Source organism: Acinetobacter sp. AS167, assembly GCF_037152175.1.
Taxonomy (GTDB): Bacteria; Pseudomonadota; Gammaproteobacteria; order Pseudomonadales; family Moraxellaceae; genus Acinetobacter.
The window spans coordinates 1-12,373 of record NZ_JBBCMP010000007.1 but is presented as its reverse complement, the minus strand read 5'-3'; the positions used below and the strand labels follow the sequence as shown (position 1 = coordinate 12,373).

General features: G+C 38.0%; 16 protein-coding genes. 5 read left to right on the top strand and 11 right to left on the bottom strand.

Going from position 1 to position 12,373, the window contains the following annotated elements; genetic code table 11:
* Positions 1-60: 60 nt before the first annotated feature.
* A complete protein-coding gene (locus WFN33_RS12560) occupies positions 61-276 on the bottom strand; it encodes a DUF1737 domain-containing protein (protein WP_034616427.1) in 216 nt (71 codons plus the stop codon).
* A gap of 198 nt (positions 277-474) precedes the next feature.
* On the opposite strand from WFN33_RS12560, the gene WFN33_RS12555 reads away from it, so the two are divergent.
* Entirely contained in the window at positions 475-1,773 is a 1,299-nt protein-coding gene (locus WFN33_RS12555; RefSeq protein ID WP_336953466.1) for an ABC1 kinase family protein, read from the top strand.
* 283 nt (positions 1,774-2,056) lie between these two features.
* On the top strand, positions 2,057-2,305 hold the full coding sequence (locus tag WFN33_RS12550) for a type B 50S ribosomal protein L31 (RefSeq protein ID WP_004816804.1): 249 nt from the start codon (positions 2,057-2,059) through the stop codon (positions 2,303-2,305).
* Between the two features lie 69 nt (positions 2,306-2,374).
* Here WFN33_RS12550 and crcB read toward each other — a convergent pair whose 3' ends face one another.
* Together crcB and WFN33_RS12540 are read right to left on the bottom strand one after the other, a co-directional pair.
* Entirely contained in the window at positions 2,375-2,755 is a 381-nt protein-coding gene (gene crcB / locus WFN33_RS12545) for a fluoride efflux transporter CrcB (RefSeq protein WP_034616430.1), read from the bottom strand.
* 125 nt (positions 2,756-2,880) lie between these two features.
* Entirely contained in the window at positions 2,881-3,729 is an 849-nt protein-coding gene (locus WFN33_RS12540) for a hypothetical protein (protein WP_336953465.1), read from the bottom strand.
* A 145-nt stretch (positions 3,730-3,874) separates the two neighbouring features.
* Here WFN33_RS12540 and WFN33_RS12535 point away from each other — a divergent pair, with 145 nt between their 5' ends.
* Positions 3,875-4,207, top strand: coding sequence for a HopJ type III effector protein (locus WFN33_RS12535; RefSeq protein WP_336953464.1), 333 nt, complete (start codon positions 3,875-3,877; stop codon positions 4,205-4,207).
* A 47-nt stretch (positions 4,208-4,254) separates the two neighbouring features.
* On the opposite strand, the gene WFN33_RS12530 is transcribed toward WFN33_RS12535, so the two are convergent.
* From WFN33_RS12530 to WFN33_RS12520, 3 genes are all read right to left on the bottom strand, one after another.
* Positions 4,255-4,665, bottom strand: a complete 411-nt coding sequence (locus tag WFN33_RS12530; RefSeq protein ID WP_336953463.1) for a GFA family protein — start codon at positions 4,663-4,665, stop codon at positions 4,255-4,257.
* Between the two features lie 88 nt (positions 4,666-4,753).
* Entirely contained in the window at positions 4,754-5,959 is a 1,206-nt protein-coding gene (locus tag WFN33_RS12525; RefSeq protein WP_336953601.1) for a TIGR03862 family flavoprotein, read from the bottom strand.
* Entirely contained in the window at positions 5,949-6,611 is a 663-nt protein-coding gene (locus tag WFN33_RS12520) for an SAM-dependent methyltransferase (RefSeq protein WP_336953600.1), read from the bottom strand. Before WFN33_RS12520 ends, WFN33_RS12525 begins: the two co-directional genes overlap by 11 nt.
* A gap of 75 nt (positions 6,612-6,686) precedes the next feature.
* On the opposite strand from WFN33_RS12520, the gene WFN33_RS12515 reads away from it, so the two are divergent.
* Positions 6,687-6,863, top strand: a complete 177-nt coding sequence (locus tag WFN33_RS12515) for a DNA gyrase inhibitor YacG (RefSeq protein ID WP_336953462.1) — start codon at positions 6,687-6,689, stop codon at positions 6,861-6,863.
* Between the two features lie 660 nt (positions 6,864-7,523).
* Here WFN33_RS12515 and WFN33_RS12510 read toward each other — a convergent pair.
* The 5 genes from WFN33_RS12510 to WFN33_RS12490 form a co-directional block, all read right to left on the bottom strand.
* Positions 7,524-8,168, bottom strand: coding sequence for an MBL fold metallo-hydrolase (locus tag WFN33_RS12510; RefSeq protein ID WP_336953461.1), 645 nt, complete (start codon positions 8,166-8,168; stop codon positions 7,524-7,526).
* Between the two features lie 20 nt (positions 8,169-8,188).
* Complete coding sequence (gene hemH / locus WFN33_RS12505; RefSeq protein WP_336953460.1) at positions 8,189-9,199, bottom strand: ferrochelatase; 1,011 nt, start codon at positions 9,197-9,199, stop codon at positions 8,189-8,191.
* 99 nt (positions 9,200-9,298) lie between these two features.
* Positions 9,299-10,315, bottom strand: coding sequence for a DUF4062 domain-containing protein (locus WFN33_RS12500; RefSeq protein WP_336953459.1), 1,017 nt, complete (start codon positions 10,313-10,315; stop codon positions 9,299-9,301).
* Between the two features lie 107 nt (positions 10,316-10,422).
* Positions 10,423-11,301, bottom strand: a complete 879-nt coding sequence (murI, locus tag WFN33_RS12495) for a glutamate racemase (protein ID WP_034616447.1) — start codon at positions 11,299-11,301, stop codon at positions 10,423-10,425.
* A 47-nt stretch (positions 11,302-11,348) separates the two neighbouring features.
* Complete coding sequence (locus WFN33_RS12490; protein WP_336953458.1) at positions 11,349-11,960, bottom strand: DUF1285 domain-containing protein; 612 nt, start codon at positions 11,958-11,960, stop codon at positions 11,349-11,351.
* 203 nt (positions 11,961-12,163) lie between these two features.
* On the opposite strand from WFN33_RS12490, the gene WFN33_RS12485 reads away from it, so the two are divergent.
* The coding region (locus WFN33_RS12485; RefSeq protein ID WP_336953457.1) for an NAD(P)/FAD-dependent oxidoreductase at positions 12,164-12,373 on the top strand (210 nt) is incomplete at its 3' end.

Here is a 12,373-nt window from a genome sequence, read left to right as displayed (position 1 = left end):
GTTTAGCTAAAAAATAATGCTGTTTAAATACAGCATTATTTTTTATAAGTGTACTTTATTTTACTCAGATTGAAGCTGATAGGCTTGCTGAAACTTTTCAGACATCTCAGATTCATTGCCAACCTCTTTTACAATGGCTTGCCCGACAATGACATCAGTTCCATTAAACGTCATCGTTGGAGAACCATATAACTCATAGCCGTCATTTAAAGCTTTACTGACCCGTGCACAGAAATTCACATCATCCTTACCAGTTAAATAACGATAAACTTTCATGATCCAACAACGATTAAAATATTGAAGAATATTTAATCCAAAACCACTGAGAAGAGACCGATAGCATGCTGGATATTTTAAGATTAAAAATAGCCAAGTAGAAACAAACGCTTAACAAATTAGAGTAGGCAGTTTAACAATAGTCGCCTATGATCAAAATGAATTAAACGTTTAATCCCAATTAAAGGATAGTTACGAATGTCGAAAAGTACCAGTACCCCAGGTCGCCGCTTTATGAAACTTGCGAGTATGACTGCAAGTATCGCGACGAAAACGGTATCAAATTCAATTCGTAACTTTAATGCGGATGAAGAACAAAAAAATGAAGCCCGCAGTAAGCTGTTCCAAGATATTGGTGTTCAAATTGCAGATACCTTAGGAGAAATGAAAGGTGCTGTGATGAAAGTTGGTCAAATCGCCTCGCAATATAAAGATATCTTTCCACCTGAAGTCGCACGAGCAATCGCTAAATTGCAACGTCAAGCGCCTGCAATGCCATATGCCGAAATTAAACAACAAGTAGAACGCGAGCTAGGCAAACCGATTGATCAAACATTTCTGCATTTTGAGGAACAACCCTTCGCAGCAGCGTCTATTGGCCAAGTTCACAAAGCCATGTTAAAAAATGGCACTGAAGTTGTGGTCAAAGTACAATATCCTGGGGTAGATGAAGCATGTGAAAGTGACTTAAAACAGGTTCGTTTGGCATTACGCTTAATGGGTGTTTTAAAAGTAGATAAAAAATTACAAGATCGCTTATTTAAAGAAATTCAAGACAGCTTACATGAAGAACTCAATTACGAAATTGAGGCACAAAACTTACAAGTTTTTAGAACATTCCATCAAGCTTTGGACACAAAAATTATTATTCCCAAAGTGTTTACAGACTATTCGAGTCGTCGCATCTTAACCCTAAGCCTTGAAAAAGGTGAAAGTATTGAGACTGCAAGTACTTGGGATTTATCTGTGCGCAATGAAATTGGTCGACGCTTAATATTGGCATTGGGTCAACAGATTTTCTTCTTAAAACGCTTCCATTGCGACCCTCATCCTGGCAACTTTGCTTTCCGTGAAGACGGCAGTGTGATCATTTACGATTTTGGTGGTGTAAAAACCTTATCCAATGAAATCATTACTCATTTTAAAGCCTTGGTCAGAGCTGCACGAAAACAAGATATTGTGACGATTGAAGAGCATTTAACCGTTTTAGATGCGTTAGCTGAAAAAGGTAAATTTCCAGTAGAGTTATATGAGGCATGGCTTGAAATTTTATTACGACCATTGACCACACATTATGATTTTGCTGAAAATTCAGCACATCATGATGGCATCAAACTGGTGAAAAAATCGTTAAAATATTGGGATGTATTCAAACCATCACCAGATACTTTAATGGTAAATCGCACGATTTCAGGCCAATACTGGAATCTGATTCAACTTAAAGTCAATGATAATTTAAAAGACCTCTTTGAAGAGCTGGTGCCTTTACAAGACTAAGTTTTTTATTGAAATCGACTGCATCCAATTTATTTAAAAGTGACAGGATCAACACATTTATTTTAAAAATTTCGTTATGCGCTTCATCTAATTTTAAGAATAGAGCTTTACATTAAACTTATATTTGAAGTCTAAGCCAGATCCTCCTGCTTAGGCTTCTTTTTTTTATCTCACTTTTTTCAAATCCGCTAGACAACACGAATACCCATCAAATGAAGTACTTTACAAACCAAATGTAATATTATAACATTGCAATATATTTAAATAATTAGAGGTTAAAACCATGCGCCAAGGTATCCACCCAGAATATCGTCAAGTGTTATTTCATGACACCAATGCCAATGCATACTTTGTTATTGGTAGTACGATCAAGACAACAAACACCAAAGAATATGAAGGCACACAATATCCTTATGTCACACTCGATATATCCAGTGCTTCACATCCTTTCTATACAGGTGAAATTCGTCAGGCAAGCAATGAAGGTCGTATTGCCAACTTCAATAAACGCTTTGCCCGTTTTAAACGTTAATTGAACTGTATGTTGTGTCTAAGCCTAAGCTTCCCTCAGCTTAGGCTTTTTCATTTTGAATATTGCACATTATTTTGTGGATAAAAGCATTTGAAAAATATAAAAGCCTATCGCTAAACAGATCACACCAACAATCACACTAGAAACAGTATAAGCCAAAGCAATTGGAAACTGTCCCTGCCGAATCAGCTGGAATGTTTCCAGACCAAAACTGGAAAAAGTTGTAAAACCTCCGAGGATTCCAACCATTAAAAATAATCGAGTTTCATTCTGTAAAATAGGATAGCGTTGGGTAAAAGCAAAAAAAATCCCAGCCAAGAAACAGCCCAAGATATTGATCGACCATGTTGTCCAAGGGAATAGGCTATGTGGTTTAGAAATAATAAACCCTGCACCATAACGTAAACTTGCACCAATTGCCCCACCGCATGCGACCAATAGCCAATTCATGTTTAGATATCCTTAAAACTTTTTAAAAAACGCATTTACCCACCATCCGATTTTTTACAGCTCAGCTTGTTTATAAGCAGCTTGTGTATAAGCGGATAGTTATCCACAGATTAACATGGAGAAGCTTAACGATCTAATTTAAGTGGCAACTCATTTCTGACATAAAAGTCCAAAGTTGGCACAACAAAGGCAAATACATCTTGTTCAAGAACACCCCATTGTTGTAGCAAGGGGCAAGCAATATTAAGCACTTGCGCAGGCAGAACCTGACTAAAATCAAAAGGCATTTCAATATCCCCTTGTGATAGTTTTTCAGGTTGATCGACCCATTCTACCCATGCATGGTCTTGTTCAGCCAGATATTGAATGGCCTCATCCCATGAAGAGAATAAATTTTGCCACGCCTCAGGTAAGCGCGGATCTGTATTGATTTGAACCGTGCTGGATAATTGATAAACTGGATCAAGTTCAAGCTCTGTTTGAATCAGCTGTTCAGAGACTTGGTGAACAAATTTCTTTGCATATTGTGCTGGCATCGCATCACTTGCCAAACGCCCACTCAAAACATAAAGCTGCTGGTCAATCACAACTTGCTCGAAAATCACCGTTTTATCCTGTTGTATAGGGGCAATATAAAAGCGCCAATTGCTTTGTTTCGGTGATGGCATCAATTTACGTAATGGACCTAAAAAAGAAAAACCAAAATGTTCATGCTGATATATCAGTATGGTAAAAATCGTTTTCCCTTGCTTTTCCCATAACTGAATAGGCTGTGGATAGCGTGAACGAACTTGATCTATATCCACCAACCACGACAAATACACAAGATTCTTGACCTGACTTTGTAGCTGTAGAAAAGGAATAAAACCCATCAAGATACGGCGTAGTTTTAATAATAATGGGCGTTCAGCAAAAAGACCGATCAGGCTCAAAATAAAGTTTGAATCTTTATTTTTAATATTATGACGATTCATACCGACCTATTTTTATGGATTTCGATGCTGTTATTTTAGCAAATATGGTTAAAGAATGGCCCATCTCAAAATATTAAATAGCATTACTGAATTATTTAACCATAGGCTATGATATTGGCACGATTTAACACGGAATTTTCACATCATGGCTCAAGAATTATTGAAACAACTTCAAGCAGGCGATGCAAAATTTGCAGATGTCATCAGTCATATTGAAGCTCGTTATACCCACACACCGACTGCATTTCAAAATGGTCAACAGCATAATGCTGCCACAGAGAACCAAGGCAGTGCTAAAGTTTTTTCTTTTGCACAATTAAATGATTTAGATCAACAACAAACACTGAATCTATTTGCAGAGCATTATGCTGCTGTTTTAGCAACGCCTGATGCAACAGACCATCAGAACATTCGCCAATTTATGCAAAATGGCTGGAATGGCATCAAATTTGAAGGCAATGCTTTAACTGCAAAATAACAACAATACAATTAAGTCAGGGATCTATTCGATCCCTTTCTACACGGTTATGGACGCTCATCATATTGAGGTAAACCGTCGCAAATGGTATCCCACTCTGCTTTATAAGCAGTAAAAATATGCATTGTTGGCTTCTGTTCTAAAGCTGTATCTAAAGTTCCAATTCTTAAACGATAGGTATCTGGTGTTTCTGCTTTAATACTGATGATTGGTGAGCCACATTCTTGGCAGAAACAACGTGTTGTTGTTGCTGTCGATGCAAATTTTTTCAGTAATTCCTCACCTTTGGTAATCTTAAAATCTGCTTTTTGAATTGGTGCATTGGTCGCAAATGCTGTACCATTGGCTTTACGACAACGTTGGCAATGACACTCAATCACGTCTCCAATTTCACCATGAATCTCATAGTGAATACCGTCACACAAACAACTTCCTGTATATATTTTTTCAGCAGACATTGAGAAAATCTCCCTATTTCAAAGGCTATTGGCAATAGCATAAAAGTCGCATTTTTAATCAAAACACCATCATTTTTTTTGCCTAATCTCATGTATTGAGATATTGATGTACACCCTCACCCGCAGCACGCCCTGTCGCAAAACACGCAGTTAACAAATATCCTCCTGTCGGAGCATCCCAGTCCAGCATTTCACCACAGCAAAATACAGAGGGATTGGATTTAAGTTGTAAATACTGAGTTAATACGGCTTGCTTTATACCCCCTGCACAACTGATTGCTTCTTCAATGGGGCGAAATCCTTCTAACTCAATTTTTAAATGCTTAATCTGTTGTGCTAATTTTTCTGGGTTGTTCCAAACCGATTTATCAACCAATTCACGAATCAGATTCGCTTTAACTGTATCTAAACCTGCTTTGCGCCAGATATTGGTACTGGATTGCTTTTTGGACGGCTGCAATTTCTGAGTAAGTTGTTGAACAGTTTGATCAGGTAACAAGTCCAGATAAATCGACAGGGGTTGATTGTGCTGTACCAACTGACGTAATAATCGCCCCTGCTTATAGATTAAGCCACTTTCTAGTCCATAATGGGTAATCACAATATCACCTTGTGTCTTTGCAGAATTATCTACCCAAGCGTCTACACGTTTAAGAGGCTGACCAAATAAAGGCTGCATATAGTTTGACCATGCCCGAACCACACCGGCATTACTCGCTTGAAACGCTTCAATTTCAGAAGCAGGCAACCACTTTTGCCATGCGCCATCACTGCCCAAACGTGACCATGACACAGCACCGCACGCCAGAATAATCGCATCAAAATCTAACTGCTGTGCTTGATTGTTCCTGAGATCAAGAATTTCGAGTTGTTGCTGCTTTAAATCGGTTATTTGATGACGATAATGAAATTGAACGTACTGCACTGCCAATTGCTTTAACCAAGCACGTAACAAAGGAGCGGCCTTCATTTCTACAGGAAAAATTCGTCCTGAACTTCCCACATAGGATTCAATTCCTAAGCGATGCATCCAATTTTGAATCCAAGTTGCATCCCACTTTTCAACCCAAGGTCTTAACCATTCCCCATGATCATAACGTTGAATAAATTGTTCAAATGCTTCTGCATGGGAAATATTCAGCCCCGTCTTTCCAGCCATCAAAAATTTACGTGCAGCAGAAGGTTTCTGTTCAAAAACATGAACTTCATAATCAGTTGTAGACTGACTTAAAACATCTGCAGCCATTAAACCTGCTGGCCCTGCCCCGATGATGGCAATTTTCTTAATTGGCATCAGACGGCTCTGATTGGTAGTCAACACTTTGACCCTGACGTGGTCCGACCTCATCAAAACGAGTTTGATAGTGTTCAGGTTTAGCAATAATCAATTGCTGACACAATTCACCACGTTCTAAATATTTAATTTCAAAATGCGTACGTGCTGAATCTGATGCAATCGTTTGTTTTTCATAAGGCAGTTTCCAAACATCTTTTAGTTGCTGTTCTGCTTCAGCAATATATTCAGGAATATTACTGGCTAACGTGATACTGCCATTTGGAGATAATCTGGAAAGCAAAAATTCAAAAAAAGGCATATTTAACCAGCGCTGCGCAGGATTATGCGGTTCTGGATTTGGATAGAGAATAAAAAATTGTTGTACCTGATAGGGATAAAGTGCATGCACCACCCACGGTAATGCATCAGCATGAATAGGAGTTAAATTTGTTTGACCTTCCAGCTGATGCTGTTTTTGCATGGCAATAAATTTTTCACGGGTTCTTTCTATCGCAATCAATTTCAGTTCAGGGTGCTGTTCAGAAAAGAGCAAAGCATGTTTGCCCTTTCCTGCCCCAATTTCTACACAAATTGGGTTATTTTCAATACATTGAAAATCACGAGGAGCATGCATACGCTGTGCTTGAAATTGACGAATCGACATAATCAGATCAAACTAACAAGAAATCGTTCACAAGTTTAACAACTCTTTGCGACTTTTGCTTTTTTAAATGAGGATTTCCATATGTCTAAAACTTTTCCTTGCCCTCGATGCGGCGAACCGTCTACTTGGGCGGGTAATGAATCTCGTCCATTTTGCTCTGAACGTTGCAAACTCATTGATTTAGGTGCTTGGGCCAATGGAGACTATACATTACCTACAGAAGATGCACCTCAAGCAGAGGATTCTGAAGCTTTCTGAAAAGCTTCAGCAAACTACACTTACTTTAATTACCTATACTCTATTCTTGTTTAGAAAATTTAAAAAAAACTTACAATTACACTTTACAATAAGCATTTATTTTTGAATATATCGCGATATCATACAGCTTGTTTTCACACTTGTATAAAGTCTAATCAGTTTCAACTCATCATGAAAGGTGGAGTAGTTAAGGTGTCAATAGGCTTAAAATTTTTTGTCGCTCTCTTAGCAATTTTATGTGTATTTTTTACTTTTATTGGAGTATATATTCTTGATTTTTCTCTTCTAGCAATCGGGATTTTATTTGCAACTATAATCTTATTACTCAAATTGGAAATGATAAAATAAAAATGATTTAAAATAATTAAGTAACTTAATTTTAATGAATACAACTATTCTTGAATATTATCATGCAAATAGTCCCTCTTATTTCAATGATAGATTAAGTAATGTCTAAAAGCTTTATTGTGAAATAAGAAATATAAACACTGTTCTTTAATCGATTTATCTAAGCATAATTTACATGACTATTTAAGTGGCTTATCCTGCATTTAATCATATATAAAATATTGAATTAGAAAAACAATGATGAATAAATCATCTACGACTTCACAATTTTATTATTAATTATTTTTTATAATGAAGTCAGACAGCGAATACTTAACCCGCTTTACTTGCCACAAAAGGATTGTGTTGCTTTTCAAAACCAATGGTACTCATTGGACCATGCCCTGAAATAAATTGAGTTTCATCAGGCAGGGTAAAACATTCACGCTGAATTGACTCTAAGAGCTGTTGATGGTTGCCTTTTGGAAAGTCAGTACGGCCAATTGAACCTTTAAACAGTACATCTCCTGTCCAAAGCACACCATATTTGGCATTGTAAAAAATGACGTGGCCTGGTGTATGTCCTGGTGCAAAACGCACTTCAAACTCTTCATCCCCTAAGCTTAACTTTTCGCCACCCTCTAACCATTGATTGACATGAACAGGCTCAGGAATTGGAAATCCATAACGGGCAGATACTTCTTGAATCATTTCTAACCAAAACAGGTCTTCTTTATGCGGACCAATCACAGGCACATTCCATTCTTTGACCAATGCACCTACCGCACCAGCATGATCCAAATGACCATGTGTTAACCACAATGCTTTGACTGTCAGTCCTAATGCTTCAACTTCTTGTTTTAATTTCTCAGGCTCACCACCAGCATCAATCAATACCGCTTCTTTGGTTTCCGAATCCCAAACAATAGAACAATTTTGGGCGAATGCAGTAACGGGTACAATCTTGACTTGTAACATGATAATTTTCCTAAAAAACCCTATACCTGTAAATGAAACTTGAGTGTATTCAATTGAGTCTGTAAAAGTTGCTCAAATAAGTCAATATGATCCGCACGGCTATTTAATGCAGGAATGTAAGCATAGTGTTTGCCCCCTGCTTTTAAAAATAATTCAGCATTTTGAATCGCCAGCTCTTCCAAGGTTTCTAAACAATCTGCCGAAAATGCAGGGCTTAACACTTGAACAGATTCAACACCTTGCACTGCCCACTCTTGTAAGAGCTGGTCGGTATAAGGTTTTACCCATTCTTGTTTGCCAAAACGGGATTGGAAACTGATCGCCCATTGGTCGTCTCTTAAATTCAACAGCTGTGCCACCTTAAGTGCAGTGATACGACAACGCTCTGCATAAGGATCACCTTTATCTGCATAAGGCTGTGGGATCCCGTGAAAAGACATCAACAGTTTAGTGGCTGGTCCATATTGCTGCTGATAATCACGCACACTGTTGGCTAGCGCCTGAATATAAAGTGGGTGTTGATAATAATCTCGAATAAAACTTAAACCCGGGATATTGCGTTGCTTTAACAACCATTGTGCAACGGCATCATATAAAGGGGCGGTTGATGTTGCCGAATACTGTGGAAATAACGGAAAAAGAATAATATGGTCATACTGCTTGTTTTTCGCATCATTCAATACAGCATCAATACCTGGTCGCCCATAGGTCATTGCTGGCACAATCTCTAAATCTAAATCAGCATTGGTACTTATTAATTTTTTTTGTAGCGATTCAACTTGTTCAAATAGAATTTCACGCATAGGTGAATCATTTGACCAGACTTGTGCATAAGCTTCAGCAACACGCGTTGGTCGAAAAGGCAGAACAAATGCATTTAAAATAATTGCCCATAAAATTTTGGGAATTTCGATGACACGCTGATCTGATAAAAACTGCTTTAAAAAAGCCCGAACAGCTGGAGCTGTAGGCGCATCTGGTGTCCCTAAATTGGCAATAATAATCAGAACTTTAGGTTTAGATAAAGACATTTTCACCCGATTTACACAATAGTTTATCTCGTATGATCAGCTTAACAGAGTCTTTATCTAAACAAAATTTTTTATCTTGACTCACTCAATTTATTTAACTTAAAAAATTGAAGAGCGACTGCTAATACGTTGTGAATTTTCAAGTAATTTTACGCATTTATCTGTCATCTGCCATAGCATACGCTGACGATCATCACGCCCCACAGGAATGATCCATTCATTTTGACGGACTTGCTGCTTAATCGTATGCAATGAACGCACATTAATCTGCGCTCTAGACACAGCATGGGCACGTGGCATCACCACTTGTGCGTCGGTTAAACCCGTATTATTCAAATATTCGTTTAAGACTTTAGAGAAAAAATCCTCAGACGTCGGTTGTCTAAATTCAACTGATAAGATTTTTAACAGCTCAGCCCAAGTCATCTCACGCGCTGGCGATAACTCTTTAAAATTACCATCTTGATAGGCATGCATTCGATAATCAAAATTAAAAACTTCATGTAATGAAACTTTGGGTAAAGTTAAAAATGGATCTGCTTCTTTTTTCCCTTGCTCTACGGAAATATGCGCCAACTTCGCTTTTAAACGATCAATCTCATCTTGTAGGACTTGAATATTCTGAGGTCTTACCCATCCTACAACAGGATAGCGCTCTAGCATTTGTGGCATATATGAACGTACCGCAAGTTCTAAATCTCGTAAAGTTCGATAAGTAACGACTTGCTCAACTTCTTTTTGTAGTTGATGTCTAAATTCATTAAACTTTTCTTTTAGCAGCGTACTTTCTTCTTTTAAATGCGGTTCGCGAAATTCAGGACTCTCATGCATAAATACAATAATTGGTTTCTGTTTGGTCACCGCATAAATATATTCAAGATGTAAATAACTCACCCCTGAAACAGATTGTTCACCGTACTGACTCCCTAACAACAATAAAACGTAATCACAGTCATCTATCTGACGACGTGCAAATGCGGTACTTAATGGTGTCCGTTGTTCTAATCCCCAAGAAAAAAAACCCATCCCTATAAGGGTTTGTGACACGACCATCCGTTCTGGCTGCATTTCTTTGCCAGATGTTGTAATAAAAACTTGATACCGTTTATCGAGCATAGGTTAACCCATTCTTGTCACACCCTACTTAAATCCATCCATGAGCTTTAAGTTGGATATGCCCTACACTTATGAAAATATATTAAATCTGTTCAATATTGAAAGAATTAGCCGAGTTTTTCAACAATATTTTCTACAGACCATGTAATTTTTGGTTGTATGAGATGTTTGATGACATTTTCTAATTGTTTTGCATTTTCCCCACTCACAAAACATTGTAAACGCACCCCTTTTTCTTGCAAGCTACTTGATATTAACTCATTTTTTAACAATATACGCGCCGTTTGTCGTGCAACCGCTAATCCAGAATCAATTAAGTTAAGCTGAGGGCCGTATAATTCTTGAATACTTTGTTTTAAGTAAGGGTAATGGGTGCAGCCCAACACCAAATAATCTGAACCTTTGGCAATGACTGGATCTAAAACCTTTTGCAGGCTATGTTTGCATTCCAAACTGTTATAACGTCCAGATTCAATCAAGGGAACCAGTTCAAGATTGGTAATCGTCAGTACTTCAACATTGGCAGGTTCTGCAAAACGCTGCATCACATCTTTGATCAATTTTCCACGAAAAGTGGCAGGTGTAGCCAAAACTGAAACCACTTTAGACTGGGTTTGTAGCACTGCTGGCTTTAAAGCAGGCACCAGCCCAACAATAGGAAAGTTTTCACCATAATGATCACGTAAATAATCCAGACTAAATGCTGAAGCGGTATTACATGCCACAACTGCGATTTTACAACCTTGACGATATAACCACTCGATTGCTTGCGCAGTTAATTCACGAATATTTTGATCCGTCCGTGGGCCATAAGGGACATGTGCAGTATCGGCATAATAAACAATACGTTCATTTGGCAAATAATTGGCAATTTCCTGTGCAATAGAAAGCCCACCGATACCTGAATCAAAAATACCAATCGGGGCATCTGCCAAGGCTTTTGGCATTGGATTTTCTAGAGGAGAGAGAGGAAGAATCGCGCTCATTTGATCCACTATTGGCATACGGTAAAAATAATTAACAAGATTAAACCTCAAGTCCCTAATTGCAAGTGAAAATCACCACTTTCTAAAGATAAAATGGTATCTCCTTGTTCATTTTCAAGCAATTTCCCATATTCAATCAGATGAAAAAAAGCAGAACGTTGAATCAAGGCATTTATCCCGAAACGAATATGTACATAAGGTCTTAACTCACCTTGATATTCACGCATAAATATAGGGTGTTCTGGATCAATCAGTGTAATGTCTTGATTGGTGGTGGTCACTTGTAGATAGACCTGCCCATCGAGATTCACCTGATCAACTTGATTGACCAATAAAGGTTCATCCTCAACTTGAATTTCAATCTGTTCAACTGGGGTTTTTAAATAGAACTTTCCATCTTCTTTCCAAAGTACTTTTGTAAACAGGTCTAAAATCGCTTGGCGTTTGATCAATTGACCTTCGTGCCACCATTCTCCATTGGCCTTTACCGTCAAATCCATTTTGCCACAATGCTTTGGCTGCCACTGCTCTAAAGGAGGTATTGACCTTTTGTGACCCGCCTGTACATCTTTTAAGTATTGTGCAATGCTCATTAAGTTTTTATCATCAGAATCTGGCTGATTTTGAGCCGCTGATGTTGAATTATTTTGATTTACCATGGTTTATGCCTTGCTGACTTAAAAATAATACGACTCAGCCAATTGGCTAGATTAGGGTTTCTAACTATACTAGCGCAAAATATATTATTGGTACGAGCGTTAATTCGTATCACGGAATTTTTAGAACACTCATGGCAGCACCGATTTATTAATTCCCAATAAATGCTCACGGTTGCCACCCTTAGAAATATGAGGAGTCCTACATGGAACACATCGAACGTGAATCGATGGAGTTTGACGTAGTGATCGTAGGCGCAGGCCCTGCGGGTCTTTCTGCTGCGATTAAAATTCGTCAATTAGCTCTTGAAAACAATCTTCCAGACCTTTCTGTCTGTGTGGTTGAAAAAGGCTCTGAAGTTGGTGCGCATATCCTTTCTGGTGCTGTACTTGAACCTCGTGCAATCAATGAACTT

Bases quoted from the DNA above. Each gene is read 5' to 3' on its own strand.
- murI (WP_034616447.1), bottom strand. From the start codon at position 11,301: ATGAGCGCGATTCTTCCTCTCTCTCCTCTAGAAAATCCAATGCCAAAA.
- WFN33_RS12550 (WP_004816804.1), top strand. From the start codon at position 2,057: ATGCGCCAAGGTATCCACCCAGAATATCGTCAAGTGTTATTTCATGAC.
- WFN33_RS12490 (WP_336953458.1), bottom strand. From the start codon at position 11,960: ATGGTAAATCAAAATAATTCAACATCAGCGGCTCAAAATCAGCCAGAT.
- WFN33_RS12525 (WP_336953601.1), bottom strand. From the start codon at position 5,959: ATGCCAATTAAGAAAATTGCCATCATCGGGGCAGGGCCAGCAGGTTTA.
- WFN33_RS12500 (WP_336953459.1), bottom strand. From the start codon at position 10,315: ATGCTCGATAAACGGTATCAAGTTTTTATTACAACATCTGGCAAAGAA.
- hemH (WP_336953460.1), bottom strand. From the start codon at position 9,199: ATGTCTTTATCTAAACCTAAAGTTCTGATTATTATTGCCAATTTAGGG.
- WFN33_RS12510 (WP_336953461.1), bottom strand. From the start codon at position 8,168: ATGTTACAAGTCAAGATTGTACCCGTTACTGCATTCGCCCAAAATTGT.
- crcB (WP_034616430.1), bottom strand. From the start codon at position 2,755: ATGAATTGGCTATTGGTCGCATGCGGTGGGGCAATTGGTGCAAGTTTA.
- WFN33_RS12560 (WP_034616427.1), bottom strand. From the start codon at position 276: ATGAAAGTTTATCGTTATTTAACTGGTAAGGATGATGTGAATTTCTGT.
- WFN33_RS12530 (WP_336953463.1), bottom strand. From the start codon at position 4,665: ATGTCTGCTGAAAAAATATATACAGGAAGTTGTTTGTGTGACGGTATT.
- WFN33_RS12540 (WP_336953465.1), bottom strand. From the start codon at position 3,729: ATGAATCGTCATAATATTAAAAATAAAGATTCAAACTTTATTTTGAGC.
- WFN33_RS12535 (WP_336953464.1), top strand. From the start codon at position 3,875: ATGGCTCAAGAATTATTGAAACAACTTCAAGCAGGCGATGCAAAATTT.
- WFN33_RS12555 (WP_336953466.1), top strand. From the start codon at position 475: ATGTCGAAAAGTACCAGTACCCCAGGTCGCCGCTTTATGAAACTTGCG.
- WFN33_RS12515 (WP_336953462.1), top strand. From the start codon at position 6,687: ATGTCTAAAACTTTTCCTTGCCCTCGATGCGGCGAACCGTCTACTTGG.